Origin of the sequence: Streptomyces sp. TSRI0107 (assembly GCF_001905845.1) — a bacterium.
Classification (GTDB): domain Bacteria; phylum Actinomycetota; class Actinomycetes; order Streptomycetales; family Streptomycetaceae; genus Streptomyces.
In genome coordinates this window covers 307,216-329,687 of record NZ_LIVZ01000001.1, presented here as the reverse complement: position 1 = coordinate 329,687, position 22,472 = coordinate 307,216, and the positions used below count along the sequence as shown (strand labels likewise).

Annotated in this window: 21 protein-coding genes; 11 read left to right on the top strand and 10 right to left on the bottom strand. The window is 70.7% G+C overall.

Translation table 11 applies throughout. From position 1 onward, the window contains the following. Positions 1-215: 215 nt before the first annotated feature. From AMK31_RS01445 to AMK31_RS01425, 5 genes are all read right to left on the bottom strand, one after another. Positions 216-1,505, bottom strand: coding sequence for a citrate synthase (locus AMK31_RS01445; protein WP_073938412.1), 1,290 nt, complete (start codon positions 1,503-1,505; stop codon positions 216-218). 241 nt (positions 1,506-1,746) lie between these two features. Continuing rightward, positions 1,747-4,014 carry an SF1B family DNA helicase RecD2 gene (gene recD2 / locus AMK31_RS01440; RefSeq protein WP_073938411.1) on the bottom strand — a complete coding sequence of 756 codons (2,268 nt, stop codon included), beginning with the start codon at positions 4,012-4,014 and terminating at the stop codon, positions 1,747-1,749. Positions 4,015-4,053: 39 nt separating this feature from the next. Continuing rightward, positions 4,054-4,248 (bottom strand): DUF397 domain-containing protein, encoded by a 195-nt coding sequence (locus tag AMK31_RS01435; RefSeq protein WP_073938410.1) that lies wholly within the window; start codon positions 4,246-4,248, stop codon positions 4,054-4,056. Beyond that, positions 4,245-4,442, bottom strand: a complete 198-nt coding sequence (locus AMK31_RS01430) for a DUF397 domain-containing protein (RefSeq protein WP_073938409.1) — start codon at positions 4,440-4,442, stop codon at positions 4,245-4,247. The genes AMK31_RS01435 and AMK31_RS01430 overlap by 4 nt, the downstream gene beginning before the upstream one ends. 4 nt (positions 4,443-4,446) lie before the next feature. Continuing rightward, the gene (locus AMK31_RS01425; RefSeq protein WP_073938408.1) at positions 4,447-5,298 is read right to left on the bottom strand and encodes a helix-turn-helix domain-containing protein; all 852 of its coding nucleotides are present in this window, start codon (positions 5,296-5,298) and stop codon (positions 4,447-4,449) included. Between the two features lie 225 nt (positions 5,299-5,523). Here AMK31_RS01425 and AMK31_RS01420 point away from each other — a divergent pair, with 225 nt between their 5' ends. The 8 genes from AMK31_RS01420 to rbsD all read left to right on the top strand — a co-directional run bounded on the left by AMK31_RS01420 (position 5,524) and on the right by rbsD (position 14,357). After that, entirely contained in the window at positions 5,524-5,934 is a 411-nt protein-coding gene (locus AMK31_RS01420; RefSeq protein WP_073938407.1) for an ATP-binding protein, read from the top strand. Beyond that, a complete protein-coding gene (locus tag AMK31_RS01415) occupies positions 5,934-6,818 on the top strand; it encodes a hypothetical protein (protein WP_073938935.1) in 885 nt (294 codons plus the stop codon). Before AMK31_RS01420 ends, AMK31_RS01415 begins: the two co-directional genes overlap by 1 nt. Before the next feature lie 138 nt (positions 6,819-6,956). After that, positions 6,957-7,889 (top strand): DUF4344 domain-containing metallopeptidase, encoded by a 933-nt coding sequence (locus AMK31_RS01410; protein WP_073938406.1) that lies wholly within the window; start codon positions 6,957-6,959, stop codon positions 7,887-7,889. A 628-nt stretch (positions 7,890-8,517) separates the two neighbouring features. Further along, the gene (locus AMK31_RS01405; protein WP_073938405.1) at positions 8,518-9,537 is read left to right on the top strand and encodes a LacI family DNA-binding transcriptional regulator; all 1,020 of its coding nucleotides are present in this window, start codon (positions 8,518-8,520) and stop codon (positions 9,535-9,537) included. Beyond that, positions 9,534-11,096 carry a sugar ABC transporter ATP-binding protein gene (locus AMK31_RS01400; RefSeq protein WP_073938404.1) on the top strand — a complete coding sequence of 521 codons (1,563 nt, stop codon included), beginning with the start codon at positions 9,534-9,536 and terminating at the stop codon, positions 11,094-11,096. The genes AMK31_RS01405 and AMK31_RS01400 overlap by 4 nt, the downstream gene beginning before the upstream one ends. Continuing rightward, positions 11,086-13,050, top strand: a complete 1,965-nt coding sequence (locus AMK31_RS01395) for an ABC transporter permease/substrate-binding protein (RefSeq protein ID WP_073938403.1) — start codon at positions 11,086-11,088, stop codon at positions 13,048-13,050. The genes AMK31_RS01400 and AMK31_RS01395 overlap by 11 nt, the downstream gene beginning before the upstream one ends. Before the next feature lie 18 nt (positions 13,051-13,068). Continuing rightward, on the top strand, positions 13,069-13,971 hold the full coding sequence (locus tag AMK31_RS01390; protein ID WP_073938402.1) for a ribokinase: 903 nt from the start codon (positions 13,069-13,071) through the stop codon (positions 13,969-13,971). After that, entirely contained in the window at positions 13,968-14,357 is a 390-nt protein-coding gene (gene rbsD, locus AMK31_RS01385) for a D-ribose pyranase (protein WP_073938401.1), read from the top strand. Before AMK31_RS01390 ends, rbsD begins: the two co-directional genes overlap by 4 nt. A gap of 194 nt (positions 14,358-14,551) precedes the next feature. On the opposite strand, the gene AMK31_RS01380 is transcribed toward rbsD, so the two are convergent. From AMK31_RS01380 to AMK31_RS01365, 4 genes are all read right to left on the bottom strand, one after another. Next, positions 14,552-15,283, bottom strand: a complete 732-nt coding sequence (locus AMK31_RS01380) for an MOSC domain-containing protein (protein ID WP_073938934.1) — start codon at positions 15,281-15,283, stop codon at positions 14,552-14,554. A gap of 62 nt (positions 15,284-15,345) precedes the next feature. Next, the gene (locus AMK31_RS01375) at positions 15,346-16,143 is read right to left on the bottom strand and encodes a sugar phosphate isomerase/epimerase family protein (RefSeq protein ID WP_198948413.1); all 798 of its coding nucleotides are present in this window, start codon (positions 16,141-16,143) and stop codon (positions 15,346-15,348) included. Between the two features lie 32 nt (positions 16,144-16,175). Continuing rightward, positions 16,176-17,327, bottom strand: coding sequence for a dihydrodipicolinate synthase family protein (locus AMK31_RS01370; protein ID WP_073938399.1), 1,152 nt, complete (start codon positions 17,325-17,327; stop codon positions 16,176-16,178). Beyond that, a complete protein-coding gene (locus AMK31_RS01365) occupies positions 17,324-18,475 on the bottom strand; it encodes a Gfo/Idh/MocA family protein (protein WP_073938398.1) in 1,152 nt (383 codons plus the stop codon). The genes AMK31_RS01370 and AMK31_RS01365 overlap by 4 nt, the downstream gene beginning before the upstream one ends. A gap of 357 nt (positions 18,476-18,832) precedes the next feature. On the opposite strand from AMK31_RS01365, the gene AMK31_RS01360 reads away from it, so the two are divergent. Then, positions 18,833-19,879, top strand: a complete 1,047-nt coding sequence (locus AMK31_RS01360) for a LacI family DNA-binding transcriptional regulator (protein ID WP_073938397.1) — start codon at positions 18,833-18,835, stop codon at positions 19,877-19,879. A gap of 29 nt (positions 19,880-19,908) precedes the next feature. Here the strand turns inward: AMK31_RS01360 and AMK31_RS01355 are convergent, their stop codons facing one another. Further along, positions 19,909-20,658: a bleomycin resistance protein gene (locus AMK31_RS01355; protein ID WP_073938396.1), complete on the bottom strand. Its 750-nt coding sequence runs from the start codon at positions 20,656-20,658 to the stop codon at positions 19,909-19,911. A 166-nt stretch (positions 20,659-20,824) separates the two neighbouring features. On the opposite strand from AMK31_RS01355, the gene AMK31_RS01350 reads away from it, so the two are divergent. Together AMK31_RS01350 and AMK31_RS01345 are read left to right on the top strand one after the other, a co-directional pair. Next, on the top strand, positions 20,825-21,421 hold the full coding sequence (locus AMK31_RS01350) for a dihydrofolate reductase family protein (protein WP_073938395.1): 597 nt from the start codon (positions 20,825-20,827) through the stop codon (positions 21,419-21,421). Between the two features lie 107 nt (positions 21,422-21,528). Then, positions 21,529-22,470 (top strand): bifunctional helix-turn-helix transcriptional regulator/GNAT family N-acetyltransferase, encoded by a 942-nt coding sequence (locus AMK31_RS01345; RefSeq protein WP_073938394.1) that lies wholly within the window; start codon positions 21,529-21,531, stop codon positions 22,468-22,470. Positions 22,471-22,472: the final 2 nt, after the last annotated feature.

Below are 22,472 nucleotides of genomic sequence, written 5' to 3'. Positions count from 1 at the left end.
ATTGTGCTCACAGCGATTCAGGCGCTGGTCTCACAGACGCCCGGCCGGATCCCGTGGGGGGAATCCGCACCGGGACATGGGAAGGCGCCCTGGTCGTCGGCCCGTGGGGGGACCGGCGCACCGGGGCGCCTTTCACTTGTTCTCTCCTGGGGGTACGCGAAAGGCCCCGCACCGGCGAACCGGATACGGGGCCCGAGGCGTCAGCGCGCTACGGCTCAGCGCTCCTCGACGGGCACGAAGTCACGCTCGACCACGCCGGTGTAGATCTGGCGCGGGCGGCCGATGCGGGAGCCCGGCTCCTTGATCATCTCGTGCCACTGGGCGATCCAGCCCGGCAGCCGGCCGAGGGCGAACAGGACCGTGAACATCTCGGTCGGGAAGCCCATGGCCCGGTAGATCAGGCCGGTGTAGAAGTCGACGTTCGGGTAGAGGTTGCGCGAGACGAAGTAGTCGTCGGCGAGCGCGTGCTCCTCCAGCTTGAGCGCGATGTCCAGCAGCTCGTCGGACTTGCCGAGGGCGGACAGCACGTCGTGCGCGGCGGCCTTGATGATCTTGGCACGCGGGTCGAAGTTCTTGTAGACCCGGTGGCCGAAGCCCATCAGGCGGACGCCGTCCTCCTTGTTCTTCACCTTGCGGATGAAGGAGTCGACGTCGCCGCCGGCGTCGCGGATGCCTTCCAGCATCTCCAGCACCGACTGGTTGGCGCCGCCGTGCAGCGGGCCCCACAGCGCGTTGATGCCGGCGGAGATCGAGGCGAACATGTTCGCCTGCGAGGAACCGACCAGGCGGACCGTCGACGTCGAACAGTTCTGCTCGTGGTCGGCGTGCAGGATCAGCAGCTTGTCGAGCGCCGAGACCACGATCGGGTCCAGCTCGTACTCCTGCGCGGGCACCGAGAAGGTCATGCGCAGGAAGTTCTCGACGTAGCCGAGGTCGTTGCGCGGGTAGACGAACGGGTGGCCGACCGACTTCTTGTACGCGTAGGCCGCGATCGTCGGGAGCTTGGCGAGCAGGCGGATCGTGGACAGGTTGCGCTGCTGCTCGTCGAACGGGTTGTGGCTGTCCTGGTAGAAGGTGGACAGCGCGGAGACCACCGAGGACAGCATCGCCATCGGGTGCGCGTCCCGTGGGAAGCCCCGGTAGAAGTTCTTGACGTCCTCGTGCAGCAGGGTGTGCCGGGTGATCTCGTCCTTGAACGAGGACAGCTCGTCGACGGTGGGCAGCTCGCCGTTGATCAGCAGGTAGGCGACCTCCAGGAAGGTGGAGCGCTCGGCCAGCTGCTCGATCGGGTAGCCGCGGTACCGGAGGATGCCCTGCTCGCCGTCGAGGTACGTGATGGCGGATTTATAGGCGGCCGTGTTGCCGTAGCCGCTGTCCAGGGTCACGAGACCGGTCTGGGCGCGGAGCTTGCCGATGTCGAAGCCCTTGTCGCCGACGGTGCTGTCGATCACCGGGTAGGTGTACTCGCTGCCGTCGTACCGCAGTACTACAGAGTTGTCGCTCACGTCATCCCTCACCGACGTTGTGCCTCTTCTTCGAGGTGCCCTGACTGTCTCTACCATCCCCCATTTGGCGCAGGAGAGTGCACTCGGGGTCGACCATTGGGCTTATCGGCGGCACTCAGTGCCGCCAACTTGCACATCCTGCCCCCTTGATTCGCCATCCGGAAGTCCTCTGTGACGTTTGCGACTCGTTTGATCGATCATTTTTCCGTCCGCTCGCGGACACGCCCCGGGATGCCCGACCTCACGCCGCCGGCGACCCGCCGGAGAGCCGGAAGTCGAGCGCCGTGCACCGCCGTCCGGCGGACACCGTGCGCACCGCCTGGCCGATCGCCTTGCGCGAACCGACGAGGACGACCAGCCGCTTGGCCCGGGTGACCGCCGTGTAGAGCAGATTGCGCTGGAGCATCATCCACGCGCCCGTGGTGACCGGGATCACCACGGCCGGGTACTCACTGCCCTGCGAGCGGTGGATGGTCACCGCGTAGGCGTGGGCCAGCTCGTCCAGTTCGTCGAACTCGTACGGCACCTCCTCGTCCTCGTCCGTCAGCACCGTCAGGCGCTGGTCGACCGGGTCGAGGGAGGTGACGACACCGACGGTGCCGTTGAAGACACCGTTCTTCCCTTTTTCATAATTGTTACGAATCTGGGTGACCTTGTCCCCGACACGGAAAACGCGCCCGCCGAACCGCTTCTCCGGCAGATCCGGCCGCCCCGGGGTGATGGCCTGCTGAAGCAGCCCGTTGAGCGTGCCCGCGCCCGCCGGCCCCCGGTGCATCGGCGCCAGCACCTGCACGTCCCGGCGCGGATCGAGCCCGAACCTGGCCGGAATCCGGCGGGCCGCGACATCGACAGTGAGCCGTCCGGCCTCCTCCGTGTCGTCCTCGACGAAGAGGAAGAAGTCCTGCAGTCCGTCGGTGACCGGGTGCTGGCCCGCGTTGATGCGGTGCGCGTTGGTGACGACGCCCGACTGCTGGGCCTGCCGGAAGACGCGGGTGAGCCGAACGGCGGGAACGGGGCCGCCGTCGGCGAGCAGGTCTCGCAGCACCTCCCCCGCCCCGACGCTGGGCAGCTGGTCCACGTCCCCGACGAAGAGCAGATGGGCGCCCGGCGGCACGGCCTTCACGAGCTTGTTGGCGAGCAGCAGATCCAGCATCGACGCCTCGTCGACGACGACCAGATCGGCGTCCAGCGGCCGTTCCCGGTCGTACGCCGCGTCGCCGCCCGGCTTCAGCTCCAGCAGCCGGTGCACGGTGGAGGCCTCGGCACCGGTCAGCTCGGCGAGCCGCTTGGCGGCCCGGCCGGTCGGCGCGGCCAGCAGCACCTTGGCCCGCTTGGCACGGGCCAGCTCCACGATCGACCGCACGGTGAACGACTTGCCGCAGCCGGGCCCACCGGTGAGTACGGCCACCTTCTTCGTCAACGCCAGCTTGACGGCGGCCTCCTGCTCGGGCGCGAGGTCGGCGCCGGTGCGCCCCTTCAGCCAGCCCAGCGCCTTGTCCCAGTCGACGTCCCGGAAGCCCGGCATCCGGTCCTCCTCGGTGCGGAGCAGGCGCAGGAGCTGGGCGGAGAGGGAGAGTTCGGCGCGGTGGAAGGGGACCAGGTAGACGGCGGTCACGGGATCCGGGGACCCGTCGGGGCCGGGCACCTTCTCCCGTACGACCCCTGGGTCGCCGCCGTCCTCGCCCGGCTCGGCCAGTTCGGCGAGGCATTCGATGACGAGCCCGGTGTCGACCTGGAGCAGCTTCACGGCATCGGCGATCAGCCGCTCCTCGGGGAGATAGCAGTTCCCCTGGTCGGCGGACTGCGACAGCGCGTACTGCAGCCCCGCTTTCACCCGCTCCGGGCTGTCGTGCGGGATGCCGACCGACTGGGCGATCTTGTCCGCGGTGAGGAACCCGATGCCCCAGACGTCGGCGGCGAGCCGGTAGGGCTGGTTCTTCACGACGCCGATGGAGGCGTCGCCGTACTTCTTGTAGATCCGCACGGCGATCGAGGTGGACACCTCCACCGTCTGCAGGAACAGCATGACCTCCTTGATCGCCTTCTGCTCCTCCCACGCGTCGGCGATCTTCTTCGTCCGCTTGGGCCCGAGCCCCGGCACCTCGACGAGCCGCTTCGGCTCCTCCTCGATGATCCTCAGGGTGTCCATGCCGAAGTGCTGCGTGATCCGGTCCGCGAAGACCGGCCCGATGCCCTTCACCAGCCCGGACCCCAGATACCGGCGGATACCCTGCACGGTCGCCGGCAGCACGGTGGTGTAGTTCTCCACATGGAACTGCTTGCCGTACTGGGGATGCGACCCCCAGCGGCCCTCCATGCGCAAGGACTCCCCGACCTGCGCACCGAGCAGCGCACCGACGACCGTGAGGAGGTCACCCCCACCGCGGCCGGTGTCCACACGGGCGACCGTGTAGCCGTTCTCCTCATTGGCGTACGTGATCCGTTCGAGCACACCTTCAAGGACGGCGAGTCGTCGCTCGCCGGGGGCGGCTGCCGTCTGGTTGGGCATGATCCGACGGTACCGGTGGGGTGTGACAGTGGGTACTTGTCAGGGGCGCGGGGGGTTCTTGAGGGCTTCGAGGAAGGCGGCGAAGGCGTCGGCCGGGAAGGTGAGGGGGGTTCTGGCCGGGGTCTTGGAGTCACGGATGGCTATGCGTGTGTGAGAGGTGGCGACCTCCACGCACTCGTTGCCGTCGCCCTCGCCGGAGTAGGACGACTTCCGCCAAGTACCCGGGGTAGTCATGGCCGTGCCTGCGTCGGCTTCTTCAGGGCTTCGAGGAAGGCGGTGAAGGCATCGGCCGGGAAGGTGAGGTGAGCTCTGGCCGGGGCCTTGGAGTCGCGGATGGCTATGCGGGAGTGACTCTGGTCGACCTCCACGCAGGCATTGCCTTCGCCGCCGCCGGAGTATGACGACTTCCGCCAGGTCTCGGGGGTCATGGCCTCACAGCTCCTTCGCCAGCCGATGAATGAAGTCCCGCGAGCGTTCAGGCTCCAGGGACACTGCCTCCAGCCTACGGAAGAGCGTTCGAAAGCGGTCCAGTTGAGCTTGGGCGTCAATGAACGACGTGGCGTGAGGGCCGTCGCGCACCACAGTGTCCAGCTGAGAGACCGGGCCACCCGCGTACACCATGGCGCTGCCGGCTCCGCCGAAGTCGTCCAGATCGAAGGGGATGACGCGCACGTTGACGTGGTCTGCTTCAGAGAGCTCCAGCACACGGGTCAGCTGAGCCCGTGCTGCGGCTCGGCTGCCCACCCTGATGCGTAGTGCCGCTTCGTGGATCACCGCCTCGTACGGGATCGGGTCGGCACCTTCGATGATGACCCTGCGCTTCATGCGGTGTTCCACCCTGCGGGCCACCTCGTCCTGCGGGAACTCAGGGTTCACATAGGAGAAGAGCGCTCGGGCGTAGTCCTCGGTCTGCAGAAGGCCGGGGACATGCAAGAAGTCCACGTCCCAGCGGTAGCAGGCGTGGAACTCCAGCTCGGCGAGGTCGAGGAAAGCGGTGGGCAAGTGGCCGCGGAACTCCTCCCACCAGCCTCGGGTCCCGTCCGTGGCCATTGCCACGAGCGCCTCGATCAGTTCGGCGTCCGCACAGGAGTAGTGAGCCGCCAGCCGCCTGACACGTTCCTCACTCACGCCTGCCGTACCGAACTCGATCTGGCTTACCTGAGTCGAGTCCGTTCCGAGCAGCGCGGCGGCATCCCGCCCTTTGAGGCCGGCAGCCTCACGCAGTTTGCGCAGTTCAGCGCCCAGGCGCTCCTGTCGAGCGGTGGGCTGTCGCCTGCGCGGCATGGGTCCCTCCTTGCTCTCAACTACCGGGCGGCAGCAACTCGTTCGAGCGGCAGATTACGGCAACGACTTGCACGGTCCCAAATTGTGGCCCTACTTTCAGCGAAGCAACGCACACCGTGCGAAACCGGGGCGCCGGAAGCGCACCGCTCCCTCCTGCCATGACGCGGCGACATGACACCGCCCGCCCCTCCCCATGACTCCCAACCGACCTGACGGAGTTGACGCATGCCCGATAGCGAACCGTGGGTGTACTCCCTCTCCATCCCGAACGACCTCCGTGCCGTCACCATCAGCCGCCGCACCCTCCGCCTGATCCTGACCATGCACGGGCTGAGCGACATCACCGACGCCGCCGAGCTGTTGGCGACGGAGCTGATCTCCAACGCCGTACGGCACACCAAGGGGCCGGCCGCCCTGCGGGTGCGCTGGACACCGCCGGGGACGCTCCGCATCGGGGCGTGGGACACGGATCCGGAACCACCGGAACCACCGGTGACCTGCGAGCAGGTGACGGAGTTGGAGGAGGGGCGGGGGCTCGCACTGGTACGGGCCTGCGCCGCTCTGTGGGGGTGGCACCCGCTGGCGAGTCACGGCGACCGGGGGAAGTACGTGTGGTGCGAGTTGGAGGCAGCGTGATGGTCGGTTCGTCGCATGAGGCGTTGCACCGGATCTTCCAGAAGGACCCGGCGTTGTTGACCCGGGCGTTACAGCGGGTGCTGCACGTGCCGTTTCCCGAACCACGGGAGATCGCCGCACTGAACGTCGACCTGACGGAGATCGAACCGGTCGAGCGCCGAGTGGACACGCTGCTGCGAGCGGAGACGGACGAGGGCACGTACCTCCTCGTCGTCGAGTCGCAGGGGGAGGTGGACCCCCGCAAGCGGGGCAGCTGGCCCTACTACCTGTCCTACCTGCACGAGAAGTACCGGTGCGAGCCGGTGCTCATCGTCATCACCCAGAGCCGCGCGACGGCGAAGTGGGCTTCGCAGCCGATCCGGTTCGGCTTCCCGGGCTGGGACTCCCTGACGGTAAGACCGCTTGTGCTGGGCCCGGACAACGTGCCGGTGATCGCGGACGAGCGGCAAGCCGAGAGGGACGTACCCCTCGCGGTGCTCTCGGCCATGACACACGGGCGCGGCCGGCAGGCCCCGGCCATACTGGAAGCCCTGGCATCCGCCCTGCGGACCATCGACTCCGACAGTGCCGCGGTCTTCGTGCAGTTCGTCGACTCATGCCTGGCCGATCCCCAGGCGAAGCAGATGTGGAGGGACCTCATGACGGCGATCCAGTACTTCTGGCGACACCCGCTGGCCGAGCAGGTACGCGAGGAAGGGCGGGAGCAGGGGCGGGCCGAGGGGAAGGCCGAGATGGTGCTTCAGATCCTGCAGTGGCGTGGCATCCCCGTGCCCGACACCGTTCGTGAGCGAGTGAACAACTGCACGGACCTGGACCAGCTCGACGTCTGGGCCAAGCGAGCCGTGCAGGCCACGGACGCGGCGGAGCTGTTCGAAACGGAGTGAGCCGGTGCCGGGCTTGCCCACCCGTTGGCGGAGCCCGGCGCGACAGGCGTCGAGATGCGTGGACATGCTGGGCGTGTCACCCCGGCGGGGCCGACGCTCAGCTGGTTCCGGATCTGCGAGGGAGCTCTGCACTCGACCATGTGGAGGACAGCTTTCGCGGGGACACTGCTCATCGCCGGCTTCACAGTCGTCTCCTGCGCCGCCGGCAGCGACAAGGCCGACGACGCGAACGGCAAGGTCACGGTCGTCTACGAGGACGACACGATCAAGCCGAAGGACCAGCAGGCCGTGACCGTCATCCAAAAGTCCCGCGTGCTGGAGCAGGTCGCCGACTGGGTGAACGCCTCGGTCGCCCTCCCCCACGACATGGTCGTGAAGGTCACCGACAAGGTCCCACCGGGGGTCACCGACGCGGTCACCCAGCCCGACGGCAGGACGATCTTCGTGCCCCCGCCGTTCCTGACCCAGATCCAGGAAGTCCTCGGCAAGGTGGTCAAGACGGTCGAGCGCCCCGCTCCGTTCCCCCCGGCCAGCTACAACACCGACGACCTGACCGCACTGTCGACCCAGTTCGTCTTCGGCCACGAGATGGGCCACGCCCTCCAGCGTCAGCTCCTGCTCGCGAACCTCGGCCTCGAAGAGGACGCCGCCGACGGGTTCGCCTCGTTCTACACCGTCAACGAGGTCGGACCGGGCCCATCGCTGGCAGCCGCACTCCTCTTCGACGAGCTCGCCCGCGAGGAGGGCAAGCTGACGCTGGAAGGGCTCTCGAGCGATCACCCCGTCACCCAGCAACGCGTCTTCAACTTCCTCTGCTACCTGGAGGGAAGCGACCCGAAGAAGTTCCACGGGCCCCTGGTCGACGCGGGCTACCTCCCGAAAACCCGCGCCCCGCTGTGTCCGCAGGCGTGGGCGATGCTGGACTTCGGCTGGTGGACCCAGCTCCAGCCACATTTCAGCGACGCGTTCAAGGACCAGGGCGACAAGACGCAGGCGACCGCACGCGACCATCTGATCGCGGAGATGAAGGCCTTCGCGAAGGAGCTCGACAAACTCCGCCAGGAGCAATGAGCACCCAGGGCCATGCCCTCACACCTCCGGCCAACCTGGACCATCGGAACCTTTGGGCCAGCCCATCACGGCCACCCCCGCCTCCCGATTACGCCGCCCCTCCCACTCGGCGTCCCAAACCTTCCAACCATCCCCCCGCCCGTCACCCCCCCCAACCGACCATCACCCCCCACCGACCGAAAGCCGCCAAGCCCACCCGGCGTGCCCCCATCCCGCCGACGCGCCCCCGCCCCGCCCAACAAGCCAACCCCCGGCACCGGAAACCGACAGAGGGCCCCCACTCTCCGGGCCGCCCGCTCGCTTCTCCCCCGTGCTGGAGCGAGCCGAGTCAAGGGTGGGCCGCAGGCCCATCGGCGGAGCCGACGCGGAACGCAGCGCAGCGGAGTGAAGCGCCCTTTACTCGGCTCGCGGAAGCACGACACTGACCAAGAAGCGGGCGGCCCCAACAGCCACATCTCAAGCACGCGGCGCCGAAAACGCCGCCCCCTCATCACCCCCGCTCATCCGAGCCCCCCACATCACAATCCGGTTGCGACAACACCCCCCGGGCTTGATCAACCCCCGTGTAATCGATTCCAATCACCCCCAGCACCGATGTAATCGATTCCACGAGGAGGTGGAACCGGCGATGGCGAGCATCAAGGACGTCGCTGCCGAGGCCGGCGTCTCCGTGGCCACGGTTTCGCGGGTACTGAACGATCATCCGTCGGTCAGTGCCGACGCGCGGGCCCGTGTGCTGGCCGCCGTCGAGGCGCTGGGGTACCGGCCGAACGCCGTCGCCCGGTCGCTGCGTACCGATCAGACCCGCACGCTCGGCCTGGTCATCAGCGACGTCCTCAACCCGTACTTCACCGAGCTGGCCCGTTCCGTCGAGGAGGAGGCCCGCGCGCTCGGGTACAGCGTCATCATCGGCAACGCCGACGAGCGGCCCGAGCTCCAGGATCATCACGTCCGTACGCTGCTCGACCGGCGGATCGACGGGCTGCTCGTCTCCCCCACGGACGGCGGCTCCCCGCTGATGCTGGACGCCGCCCGCGCGGGGACGCCGATGGTGTTCGTGGACCGGTGGATCCCCGGGGTCGACGTACCCGTGGTCCGCGCGGACGGGCGGGACGCCGTACGGGACCTCGTCGCGCACCTGCACGGGCTCGGGCACCGGCGGCTCGCCATCATCGCGGGCCCCGCCGCGACCACCACCGGCAGCGAGCGCGTGGCCGCGTTCCGGGAGGCCATGGCCGAGTACGGGCTGCCGCTCCCCGACGCCTACATCGGCCAGGGCGACTTCCAGGCCGAGAGCGGACGCCGGGTCACCGAGGGCTTCCTGGACCTGCCCGAGCCGCCCGAGGTCGTCTTCGCCGCCGACAACCTGATGGCGCTGGGCGCGCTGGACGCCGTACGCGCGCGTGGGCTGCGCGTACCGGACGACATCGCGCTCGCCGCGTTCGACGACATCCGCTGGTTCGTGCACACCGATCCGCCGATCACGGCGATCGCCCAGCCGACGGGCGAGCTGGGCCGGGCCGCCGTACGGGCCCTGGTGGACCGCATCGAGGGGCGGACCCCGCGGTCCGTGACCCTGCACGCCCGACTCGTCGTACGCCGCTCCTGCGGTGAAACCCCCTCCCCGGTACGAAGGAGTACGCCGTGAGCGACCCCGACGAGTTGCAGCGTGACGAGTTGCTGCGTATCGAAGGCATCCGCAAGGCCTTCCCCGGCGTGGTCGCCCTCGACGGTGTCGACTTCGATCTGCGCCGCGGTGAGGTGCACGTCCTGCTCGGTGAGAACGGAGCCGGCAAGAGCACGCTCATCAAGATGCTCTCCGGCGCCTACCGTCCCGACGCCGGGCGGATCGTGGTCGGGGGTGAGGAGACGCGGATCGGCGGGGCGCAGGACGCCGAGCGGCTCGGGATCGCGACCATCTACCAGGAGTTCAATCTCGTCCCCGACCTCACCGTCGCCGAGAACATCTTCCTGGGCCGGCAGCCGCGTCGTCTCGGGATGATCGACCGGAAGCGGATGGAGGCCGAGGCCGCCGTGCTGCTGGAGCGCGTCGGGGTCGACGTGTCGCCACGCGCGCGTGTCCGGGACCTGGGTATCGCGCGGCTCCAGATGGTCGAGATCGCCAAGGCGCTCAGTCTGGACGCGCGCGTGCTGATCATGGACGAGCCGACGGCCGTGCTGACCACCGAAGAGGTGGAGAGGCTGTTCGCGATCGTGCGTGCCCTGCGCGAGGACGGCGTCGGAATCGTGTTCATCACGCATCACCTGGAGGAGATCGCCGCCCTCGGGGACCGGGTGACCGTCATCCGGGACGGGCGGAGTGTGGGGCAGGTGCCCGCCTCCACCCCCGAGGACGAGCTCGTGCGGCTCATGGTCGGACGGTCGATCGAGCAGCAGTATCCGCGTGAGCGCGCCGAGACCGGTCCCGCGCTGCTCTCCGTGGAGGGGCTCACCCGGGACGGTGTCTTCCACGACGTCAGCTTCGAGGTGCGGGCCGGTGAGGTCGTCGGTGTCGCGGGGCTGGTCGGCGCCGGGCGGACGGAGGTCGTGCGGGCGGTGTTCGGGGCCGACCCGTACGACAAGGGTGCCGTGAAGGTCGCGGGCAGTCGCCTGCGCGGGCACGACGTCAACGCGGCGATGGCCGCCGGGATCGGGCTCGTCCCCGAGGACCGCAAGGGGCAGGGGCTGGTGCTGGACGCCTCGGTCGAGGAGAACCTGGGGCTGGTGACCTTGCGCAAGGCCACCCGCGCGGGGCTCGTCGACCTCAAGGGGCAGCGCGAGGCCGCCGCGCGGATCGCCGGGCAGCTCGGCGTGCGGATGGCGGGCCTCGGGCAGCATGTGCGCACTCTGTCCGGCGGCAACCAGCAGAAGGTCGTCATCGGCAAGTGGCTGCTCGCCGACACCAAGGTGCTGATCCTCGACGAGCCGACGCGCGGTATCGACGTCGGCGCGAAGGTCGAGATCTACCAGCTGATCAACGAGTTGACGGCCGCGGGCGCCGCCGTGCTGATGATCTCCAGCGATCTGCCGGAGGTCCTCGGCATGAGCGACCGGGTCCTGGTTATGGCGCAAGGCCGGATCGCCGGTGAACTCGCCGCCGGGCAGGCCACCCAGGACGCCGTCATGGCGCTCGCCGTCAGCACCCCCGCCGCCCCCACCACTCCTGCGGAAACGGATACGGAAACGGAGGCCTCCCGTGGCCACTGACACGCTCAACAGCAAGGCGGGCGCGGGTGGCGCCTCCGCCTCCGGGCCGGGTGGCGGCCTGCGCCGCCTGCTGCTCGACAACGGCGCGCTCACCGCGCTGATCGTCCTCGTCGTCGCGCTGTCGGCGCTGTCCGGGGACTTCCTGACGACGGACAACCTGCTGAACATCGGCGTCCAGGCGGCCGTCACCGCGATCCTCGCCTTCGGCGTCACCTTCGTCATCGTCTCGGCGGGCATCGACCTGTCGGTCGGCTCGGTGGCGGCGCTGTCCGCGACCGTGCTGGCGTGGAGCGCGACCAGCGAGGGCGTGCCGGTCGCGCTGGCGGTGCTCCTCGCCGTCGCCACCGGCATCGTGTGCGGCCTGATCAACGGCTTCCTGATCTCGTACGGCAAACTCCCGCCGTTCATCGCGACGCTGGCGATGCTGTCGGTGGCCCGCGGTCTGTCCCTGGTGATCTCGCAGGGCTCCCCGATCGCGTTCCCGGAGTCGGTGTCGCATCTCGGTGACACGCTGGGCGGCTGGCTGCCCGTGCCGGTGCTGGTGATGGTGGTCATGGGGCTGCTCACGGCGTTCGTGCTGGGCCGGACGTACATCGGCCGCTCGATGTACGCGATCGGCGGCAACGAGGAGGCGGCCCGTCTGTCCGGGCTGCGGGTGAAGAAGCAGAAGCTCGCCGTCTACGCGCTGTCCGGCCTGTTCGCCGCCGCGGCGGGCATCGTGCTCGCGTCCCGGCTGTCCTCGGCGCAACCGCAGGCCGCGCAGGGCTACGAGCTGGACGCGATCGCGGCGGTCGTCATCGGCGGCGCCTCGCTGGCCGGCGGCACCGGCAAGGCGTCGGGGACGCTGATCGGCGCGCTGATCCTGGCGGTGCTGCGCAACGGCCTGAACCTGCTGTCGGTGTCGGCGTTCTGGCAGCAGGTCGTCATCGGTGTGGTGATCGCGCTGGCGGTGCTGCTGGACACGGTGCGGCGCAAGGCCGGGGCGGCGACCCCGGTGGCCGGCGGCGGGGGTGACAAGGGCAGGCAGGCGTTGACGTACGTGCTCGCGGCGGTGGTCGCGGCGGCGGTCGTCGGTGCGACCTCGCTGCTGCACAACGGGTCCTCGGCGGCGAGGAACGAGAAGGTCGGTCTGTCGCTGTCGACGCTGAACAACCCGTTCTTCGTGCAGATCCGGGCCGGTGCCGAGGAGGAGGCGAAGAAGCTGGGCGTGGACCTGACCGTGACGGACGCGCAGAACGACGCCTCGCAGCAGGCCAACCAGCTGCAGAACTTCACCAGCGAGGGCGTCGGCTCGATCATCGTGAACCCGGTGGACTCCGACGCGGCGGGCCCCTCGGTGCGCGCGGCGAACAAGGCGGACATCCCCGTCGTGGGCGTCGACCGGGGCGTCAACAAGGCGGACACGGCGGCGCTGGTCGCCTCCGACAACGTCGAGGGCGGCAGGCTGGGAGCCCGCGCGCTCGCCGAGAAGCTGGGCGGCAAGGGGAAGATCGTCATCCTGCAGGGCCAGGCGGGCACGTCCGCCAGCCGTGAGCGCGGGGCGGGCTTCGCCGCCGGGCTGAAGGAGTTCCCGGGCATCGAGGTGGTCGCCAAGCAGCCGGCCGACTTCGACCGCACCAAGGGCCTGGACGTGATGACGAACCTGCTTCAGGCCCACCCGGACGTCGACGGCGTCTTCGCCGAGAACGACGAGATGGCGCTCGGCGCGATCAAGGCGCTGGGTGCCAAGGCCGGCAGGTCCGTGCAGGTCGTCGGCTTCGACGGCACGCCGGACGGGCTGAAGGCGGTGGAGTCGGGCACACTGTTCGCCTCCGTCGCGCAGCAGCCGAAGGAGCTGGGCCGGATCGCGGTGCGCAACGCGCTGCGGGCCGCCGACGGCGAGAAGACCGCGGAGACGGTGAAGGTGCCGGTGAAGGTGGTCACCGAGGAGAACGTGGCCGGCTTCGGCGGCTGACACACGGGGAGTCAACTGATGTACGACTACGACCTCCTGGTCGTGGGGTCGGCCAACGCCGACCTGGTGATCGGTGTCGAGCGGCGGCCCGGCCCCGGCGAGACGGTGCTCGGCTCCGACCTGGCCGTGCACCCGGGCGGCAAGGGCGGCAACCAGGCGGTCGCCGCCGCCCGGCTCGGTGCCCGTACGGCGCTGCTGGCCCGGGTCGGCGACGACGCGTACGGCCGGCTGCTGCTGGACGCGCAGCGGGCGGCCGGTGTGGACACGGTGGGCGTGCTGGTGGGCGGGGCGCCGACCGGCGTCGCGCTGATCACCGTCGACCCGTCCGGCGACAACAGCATCGTGGTGTCGCCCGGCGCGAACGGGAGGCTGACGCCGGGCGACATCCGCGCGGCGGGCAGCCTCTTCCACGCCTCCCGGGTGGTCTCGACGCAGCTGGAGGTCCCGCTGGAGACGGTCGAGGAGGTCGTACGGAACCTGCCGCCGGGCAGCCGCTTCGTCCTGAACCCGTCTCCGCCCCGCCCGCTCCCGACCGAGGTGCTGGCCGCCTGCGACCCGCTGATCGTCAACGAGCACGAGGCGAAGGTGCTGCTCGGCGAGTCGTGCGTCGGTGACGAGCCCGAGGACTGGGCGCGGCTGCTGCTCGCCAAGGGCCCGCGTTCGGTGGTGGTGACGCTGGGCGCGGCGGGCGCGCTGGTGGCGTCGTCGGAGGGGGTGGCGCGGGTGCCGTCCGTGAAGGTGGACGCCGTGGACACGACGGGTGCGGGTGACGCGTTCACGGCGGCGCTGGCGTGGCGGCTGGGTGCCGGGGAGCCGCTCGCGCGGGCGGCGGCGTACGCGGCGCGGGTCGGTGCGGCGGCCGTCACGCGGGCGGGCGCGCAGGAGTCGTACCCGACCGCGGCGGAGGTGGCGGCGCTGTGAAGAAGGCCGGAATCCTGAACCGCCATCTCGCCGGGGCGCTGGCCGAACTCGGCCATGGGCACGGGGTGCTGGTGTGTGACGCCGGCCTGCCGGTACCGGACGGCCCGCGCGTGGTCGACCTGGCCTTCCGGGCCGGGGTGCCGTCGTTCGCGGAGGTGCTGGAGGGCCTGCTGGAGGAGCTGGTCGTCGAGGGCGCCACGGCGGCGACGGAGGTCCGGGAGTCGAACCCGGCGGCGGCGGAGCTGCTGGAGGGGCGCTTCCCGGAGCTGGCCCTGGTCCCGCACGACCGTCTGAAGGCACTGTCGGCGGGCGCGCGGCTGGTCGTGCGCACGGGTGAGGTACGGCCGTACGCGAACGTGCTGCTGCGTTGCGGGGTGTTCTTCTGAGCGGGGTGTGATTCAGAGCGCTCGGGAATGCTTCGAGGGGCCCGGTCGTCGACCGGGCCCCTCGGCTTACCCCCTCTGCCAGAACCCCCGCGATCCCCCCGGATCCCCCTCCAGAAGTCCTGATGCCTAGTACGACCGGCGTGGTGGGGAGATGGTTGCACGGCGTTTCCAAGATTTTTCCGACCGCGCGGTTCTCACGCCCGTACGGCGTCCCCCTCGGCGATCCTCCCCACCCGCACCACCTCCGCGTACACCCCGGCGATGGGCTCCGGCTCCCGGCCCGGCTGGGCGGGCATGCTGTTGGTGCGGCGGACGATGCGCAGTGCCTCGGGGTCGCGGGGGAGGCTCCCGTGGACCATGGTGGGGATGGCGCAGCGGGGTGCTCCGGCGACCACGCGCAGCACGGCCTCGTCGCCGACGCGCAGCTCGCGGCCGATCCAGTCGTTCTCGACGAAGCCGTCGCCGCCGGTGTCCACCAGCAGATTGGGCCGGTACCGCTCGGGCTCGGCGAGACCGCGCGGGTTCTCGGCGGCCAGGCGCTTCAGGGTGGCCGTGCTGATCAGGTGGACCGGCGCGCCCTCGAAGACGGAGGCGGGTACGGGTGCGGGGGCGAGGGTGACGGGTCTGCCGACGCAGGCCGAGAGCGCGGTGTCGGCGTCGGTGTCCGTGCTGTGCACGGTGGTGCCGTCCGGGAGCCGGACGCCCACGCCCCGCTCGTCCATGGCCGCGGCGCACCGCAGCACCGTCTGGTACAGCCGTGGCTGGACCGCGGTGACGGGCCGTCCGCTCGCCGGGTCGAGCAACGCGAGCCGCCGATCTCCCGCCATGCCGTGGGCGGTGAGATCGGCGGCGCGGAGGCGTTGACCGAGCATGGCCTTGACGGGGTAGCGCCAGAGTGCGGTGACCGTGCCCAGCTGTGTGTACATGCCTCCGAGCATCACACGGAGGACTTCACTCCATCACGTGTTCGGGGAAGTCGCTTGCTCGCTCACATCGCGTGCTCGGCGAAACGAGCGGCGGTCTCCGCCAGCACCTCCCGCCCGTCCCGTGCCCACAGCTCCTCGTTGAACAGTTCCACCTCGATGGCGCCGGTGTAGCCGGCGGCCTCGACGCAGGACTTCCACTCGCGCATGTCGATCGCGCCGTCGCCGATCTGGCCGCGGCCGTTGAGGACGCCCTCGGGGAGGGGGGTGGTCCAGTCGGCGAGCTGGAAGGTGTGGATGCGGCCGGACGCGCCCGCGCGGGCGATCTGTTCCGGGGCCCGGTCGTCCCACCAGATGTGGTACGTGTCGACGGTGACGCCGACCTGGTGGGCGGGGAAGCGTTCCGCGAGGTCGAGGGCCTGGGCGAGGGTCGACACCACACAGCGGTCGGAGGCGTACATCGGGTGCAGCGGCTCGATGGCGAGCCGTACGCCGTGCCGCTCCGCGTACGGGCCGAGTTCCGCCAGCGCGTCGGCGATGCGTTCCCGCGCGCCGTGCAGGTCCTTGGAGCCGGCGGGCAGGCCGCCGGAGACCAGGACCAGGGTGTCGGTGCCGAGGGCCGCCGCCTCGTCGACCGCCCGGCGGTTGTCGGCGAGGGCCGCCACGCGCGCCTCCGGGTCGATCGCCGTGAGGAAGCCGCCCCGGCACAGGGTGGTCACCGTCAGGCCCGCGTCGCGGACCAGTCTGGCGGTGGCCTCGACGCCGTACGACCGGACCGGCTGGCGCCACAGGCCCACGTTGCGGACGCCCAGGTCGGCGCAGGCCGACGTCAGTTCGGGCATCGACAGCTGCTTCACCGTCATCTGGTTGATGGAGAAGCGTTCCAGCGACTCGCTCACCGGGTCACTCCGTACATCGCCAGCAGGGTCTTCATGCGCTCCTCCGCCAGCTTGGGGTCGGGGAACAGGCCGAGGCCGTCGGCGAGTTCGTAGGCGCGGGCGAAGTGCGGGAGGGAGCGGGCCGACTGCAGGCCGCCGACCATGGTGAAGTGGGACTGGTGGCCGGCCAGCCAGGCCAGGAGGACCACGCCCGTCTTGTAGAAGCGGGTGGGTGCCTGGAAGAGGTGGCGGGACAGTTCCACGGTCGGGTCGAGGAGGGCGCGGAAGCCCGGCACGTCTCCCGTGTCGAGGACCCGGACCGCCTCGGCGGCCAGCGGGCCGAGCGGGTCGAAGATGCCGAGCAGGGCGTGGCTGAAGCCCTGGTCGTCGCCCGCGATCAGCTCGGGGTAGTTGAAGTCGTCGCCGGTGTAGCAGCGGACGCCGCGCGGCAGTCTGCGGCGCAGGTCGATCTCGCGCCGGGCGTCCAGCAGGGAGACCTTGATGCCGTCGACCTTGTCCGGGTGCGCGGCGATGACCTCCAGGAAGGTGTCGGTCGCCGCGTCCAGGTCGGAGGATCCCCAGTAGCCCTCCAGCGCCGGGTCGAACATGGGGCCGAGCCAGTGCAGGATCACCGGTTCGCCGGCCTGGCGCAGGAGGTGGCCGTAGACCTCCAGGTAGTCCTCGGGGCCCCGCGCGGCGGCGGCCAGCGCGCGGGACGCCATCAGGATCGCCTGGGCGCCGGCCTCCTCGACGACGGCGAGCTGCTCCTCGTAGGCCGCGCGGACCTCCGCGAGGGTGCCGGAGGCGAGCTGGTCGGTGCCGACGCCGCAGGCGATCAGGCCGCCGGCCGACTTGGCCTCGGCGGCGGACCGGCGGATCAGCTCGGCCGCGCCCGCCCAGTCGAGGCCCATGCCGCGCTGGGCGGTGTCCATGGCCTCGGCGACGCCGAGTCCGTGCGACCACAGGTGGCGGCGGAAGGCGAGGGTGGCGTCCCAGTCGACGGCGGCCGGGGAGTCGGGGGTGACGTCGGCGTAGGGGTCGGCGACGACGTGCGCCGCGGAGAAGACCGTACGGGAGGTGAAGGCGGCGCCGGGGGTGACGGCGAGGGGTTCGGTGCGCGGTTCGTACGCCCGCAGCCCGCCCCTGGAGTCGGGGAGCTGGATGGTCACAGCGAGATCTCCGGTACGTCGAGACGGCGGCCTTCGGCCGAGGAGCGCAGGCCCAGCTCGGCGAGCTGGACGCCGCGGGCGCCGGCGAGCAGGTCCCAGTGGTAGGGGGCGTCCGCGTAGACGTGCTTGAGGAACAGCTCCCACTGGGCCTTGAAGCCGTTGTCGAACTCCTGGTTGTCGGGGACTTCCTGCCACTGGTCACGGAAGACCTCGGTGGCGGGGATGTCCGGGTTCCAGACCGGCTTCGGGGTGGCGCTGCGGTGCTGGACACGGCAGTTGCGCAGGCCGGCGACGGCGGAGCCCTCGGTGCCGTCGACCTGGAACTCGACCAGTTCGTCGCGGTTGACGCGGACCGCCCAGGAGGAGTTGATCTGGGCGATGGCGCCGCCGTCGAGTTCGAAGATGCCGTACGCCGCGTCGTCCGCCGTCGCGTCGTAGGGCTTGTCGTTCTCGTCCCAGCGCTGCGGGATGTGGGTGGCGGTGAGGGCCTGGACGGAGCGCACCCGGCCGAACAGCTCGTGGAGCACGTACTCCCAGTGCGGGAACATGTCGACGACGATGCCGCCGCCGTCCTCAGCGCGGTAGTTCCAGGAGGGGCGCTGGGCGGTCTGCCAGTCGCCCTCGAAGACCCAGTAGCCGAACTCGCCGCGGACGGACAGGATGCGGCCGAAGAAGCCGCCGTCGATGAGGCGCTTCAGCTTCAGCAGGCCCGGCAGGAACAGCTTGTCCTGGACGACGCCGTGCTTGATGCCGGCGGCGTGGGCGAGGCGGGCCAGTTCCAGGGCGCCGTCGAGGCCGGTCGCGGTGGGCTTCTCGGTGTAGATGTGCTTGCCGGCGGCGATGGCCTTCCTGATCGCCTCCTCGCGGGCCGAGGTGACCTGGGCGTCGAAGTAGATGTCGACGGCCGGGTCGGCGAGGACGGCGTCCAGGTCGGTGGAGACGTGCTCCAGGCCGTGCTTCTCGGCGAGCGCCCTGAGCGCGTGCTCGCGGCGGCCGACCAGGATCGGCTCCGGCCACAGCACGGTGCCGTCGCCGAGGTCGAGGCCGCCCTGCTCGCGGATGGCGAGGATGGAGCGGACGAGGTGCTGGCGGTAGCCCATGCGCCCGGTCACACCGTTCATGGCGATACGCACCGTCTTGCGTGTCACGTCGGTCCCTTCGTAGGCGTCGTACGCGGGGTGTGCGCGCCGCGTACGCCCCCTGGCACTGACTGGTGAGCGGTACAGCAAGCGCTTTCTATGTGATGAGAAGCTAGCCTCTCGGCAGGGGTCCGGACAAGCCCACTGCACACTCGACTTGTTCGAGGGGGCGAACAAGCGGGGCCGTCAGGCTTATGGTCTGCACGGAACCGTGAGCGGCCACGGAACCGTGAGCGGCGAAGAGGCCGTGTACGACGTCGTGACGGGGAGACGGCCTCCCCCCGCGACGCCTGCTACGCCGACGACGTACGACGAGGCACGACAGATGCGCGAGATGCGCGAGACGCGCGACCGGAGGACGACGAGATGACGGTGACCCTGGCGGACGTGGCGGCCCGCGCCCAGGTCTCGCCCGCGACGGTGTCGCGCGTGCTGAACGGGAACTATCCCGTGGCCGCCTCGACCCGGGAGCGGGTCCTGAAGGCGGTCGACGAACTGGACTACGTCCTCAACGGCCCCGCGAGCGCACTCGCCGCCGCGACGTCGGACCTCGTCGGCATCCTCGTCAACGACATCGCCGACCCGTTCTTCGGGATCATGGCCAGTGCCATCCAGTCCGAGATCGGCGGACCCGGCGGACGCGCGGGCGGCGAACGGCTCGCCGTCGTCTGCAACACCGGCGGCTCGCCGGAGCGCGAACTGACCTACCTCACGCTGCTGCAACGCCAGCGCGCGGCGGCCGTGGTGCTGACCGGCGGGGCCGTCGAGAACGCCCCGCACGCGGCGGCCGTCGCGGCGAAGCTGCGGAAGCTGACCGAGGCCGGGACCCGGGTGGTGCTGTGCGGGCGCCCGCCCGCGCCCGACACCGGTGCCGTCGCCCTGACGTTCGACAACCGCGGCGGCGGCAAGGAACTGACGGAACACCTGCTCGGCCTCGGCCACCGGCGGCTCGGCTACATCGCCGGCCCCGAGGAGCGCACCACCACCCGGCACCGTCTGGAGGGCCACCGCGCCGCGCTCGCCGCCGCGGGCATCGAGGAGGACCCCCGCTGGACGGTCCACGGCCGCTACGACCGCCGCTCCGGCTACGAGGCCACGCTCGAACTCCTGCGCCGCGATCCGACGATCACCGCGGTGGTCGCCGCGAACGACTCCGTCGCGCTCGGCGCCTGCGCCGCCCTGCGCGAGTCCGGGCTGCGCATCCCGGAGGACGTCTCCGTCGCCGGCTTCGACGACCTGCCCTTCAGCATCGACGCGGTGCCGTCCCTCACGACGGTACGACTGCCGCTGGCCGAGGCGGGAGCCCGCGCCGGCCGCATCGCGATGACCCGCGAGGAACCGCCGCCCGGCGGAATCGCGACCGTGCGGGGCGAGTTGATGGTGCGGGGGTCTTCGGGGGTGCCGCGGGGCTGAGAGGGCGGCCCTCTGCGGCCTGCGCGCCGTCACGGGCGCCGGGGTGGCTCCCGGTGTTCGGCGTCGGTGGTGGTGAGCAGGTCTCGCAGTTCCTCCAGGCGGTGGAGGTCGTCGCGCAGGGATGCCCGGTCTTCGTCGGTGAGCCGGATCGCGGCGGCCGTGGCGAGGGTGGACGCGGCGGTGGTGTCGTCGCCGAGGCGGGCGGCGAGGTCCGCGCGGAGGACGAGCAGGCGCAGCAGCTGTACCGGGGTGGGGCGCTCGTCCGGGAGGTTCAGCGCGCGGTCGAGGACCGCGACCGCGGCGCGGGGGTCGTCCCTGGAGTCCGCGAACAGGGCGGCGTGGTGCAGGGCCTTGGCGAAGGTCTCCTCGGGGGCCGGGCGGTGGTGGTGGTGCTCGCTGATCTCCTGGCCGACGCGGAGGCAGTTGCCGCCCGGGTCGGTCAGGAGGAACTGGCGCATGCCGTGCGAGGTGTCCTTCAGCGGGCCGAGGCGCGGTAGGCCGCGGAGCGGGACCTTTCCGTACGCCGCCTTGAGGCCGGCCCGGAAGGAGTCGTACAGCGCGTCGATCTCTTCGGTGCGGATGTAGCAGGTGCTGTAGGACTGCGCGGGGTCGTAGCGCTTCATGCCGAAGAAGTGCAGCTGGACGCCGCCGCGGGCGACGGCCGCGTACGGGTTCGGGCTCCGCTGCTGGAAGGTCACCTCGAATCCGAGGGCCGTGTAGAAGTCGAGGACGGGCTGGAGCGTCCGGCAAGGCAGGATCGGGATCGTCGTCTCGGCCATGCCGGGCAGTCTAGTCAAGTTTGACTAGGCGCGTATCGCGTTTCCCCTGTGCGGACGAGAGGCAGAGTTGGCCGGTCTCAGGATTTCTTCCTCTCGGGCGATTACTTTCGGCCCCGTCGGCCGTCTTACCTCCGACAGCACGTCAGCCGCCCCGGGAGACACCACCATGCACATCGTCATCAGCGAGTTCATCAGCCTCGACGGCGTCGTCCAGGCCCCCGGCGGTCCGCAGGAGGACACCGACGGCGGCTTCGCGCACGGCGGCTGGACGCACCCGTACTTCGACCCGGAGGTCGTCGGCGGCGCCTTCGACGCGGCCCTCGCGGACGCCGAGGCGCTGCTCTTCGGGCGGCGGACCTGGGCGACGATGGCGGCGGCGTGGCCGGAGCGGGCGGGGGACCCGTTCGCCGACCGGATGAACTCCATCCGCAAGTACGTCGTCTCCGACACCCTCAGCGACTCCGACCTGACCTGGGACAACTCCGTCCGCATCCCCGGCTCCGAGGCGGTCGCCGAGCTGCGCAAGCTGCGGGAGGGCGACGGCGGCCGGCTGCTGGTGATGGGCAGCCCGACCCTCGCGCGCACGCTGATCGCCGAGGGGCTCGCCGACGAGCTGCGGCTGATCGTGATGCCCGTGGTGCTCGGCGGCGGCAAGTCGATCTTCCCGGCCGAGGGGGGCATGTTCCCGTTCGAGCTGGTCTCCACGACGAAGTCCGGCACCGGCACGCTGGTGAACGTCTACCGGCGGGCCGCGGCCGAGTAGCCGGCGGGCCGCCGGCCGTGGACGGGGAGCGGCCCCGGGTCTACGCTCGACACCGACGGAACCTCTGACTGAGTCAAAGACTCACCGAGTCGCCATCGGGGCCGACCATGACCGTCCAGGACATCCGCTCCTTCAACCGCTTCTACACGAACGTGATCGGCGCGCTGGACTACGGCCGCCACCTGTACGCCCCGTACACCCTCACCGAGTCCCGCGTGCTGTACGAGCTGGCGCACTCCCCCCGCACCGACGTCGCCGACCTGCGCACCCAGCTGCATCTGGACGCGGGGTATCTGACCCGCATCCTCAACAAGTTCGAGCAGGACGGGCTGGTGGAGCGCGGCCCGTCGGAGCGGGATCCGCGGCGGCGGCGGATCCGGCTGACGGCGCGGGGGCGGGAGACCGCCGATCTGCTGGACGAGCGGGCCCGGCAGACGGTCGGCGCGCTGCTGAACAGGGTCGCGCCGGAGGACCGGCCACGGCTGGCGGAGGCGCTGCGGACCGTCCGTGCGCTGCTGTCCGGGGAGCGGTCGGCGCCCCGGCCGGAGGACGTCGTGCTGCGCGCGCCCGCGCCCGGCGACCTGGGCTGGATCGTGCAGCGCAACGCCGCGCTGTACGCCGCCGAGTACGGCTGGAACACCGACTACGAGGGGCTGGTGGCGAGGATCGTCGCCGACTTCGCCGAGGACCACGATCCGCATCTGGAGCGGGTGTGGATCGCTGAGCTGGACGGGGCGCCGGTGGGGGCCGTGATGTGCGTACGGGACGAGGCGTCCGGTGCGGGCACCGCCCGGCTGCGCCTGCTGCTCGTCGAACCGGAGGCGCGCGGCCTCGGCATCGGGGACCGGCTGGTCACGGCGGTCGTCGAGTTCGCGCGCGGGGTCGGGTACCGGGAGCTGGTGCTGTGGACGAACGACGTCCTGGCGGCGGCCCGGCGGATCTACCTGCGGCACGGTTTCACGCTGGTCTCCGAGAAGCCGCACCGCTCCTTCGGCGCGGATCTCGTCGGGCAGGACTGGCGGCTGGATCTGCGCGCGGCAGCGGAGTGACG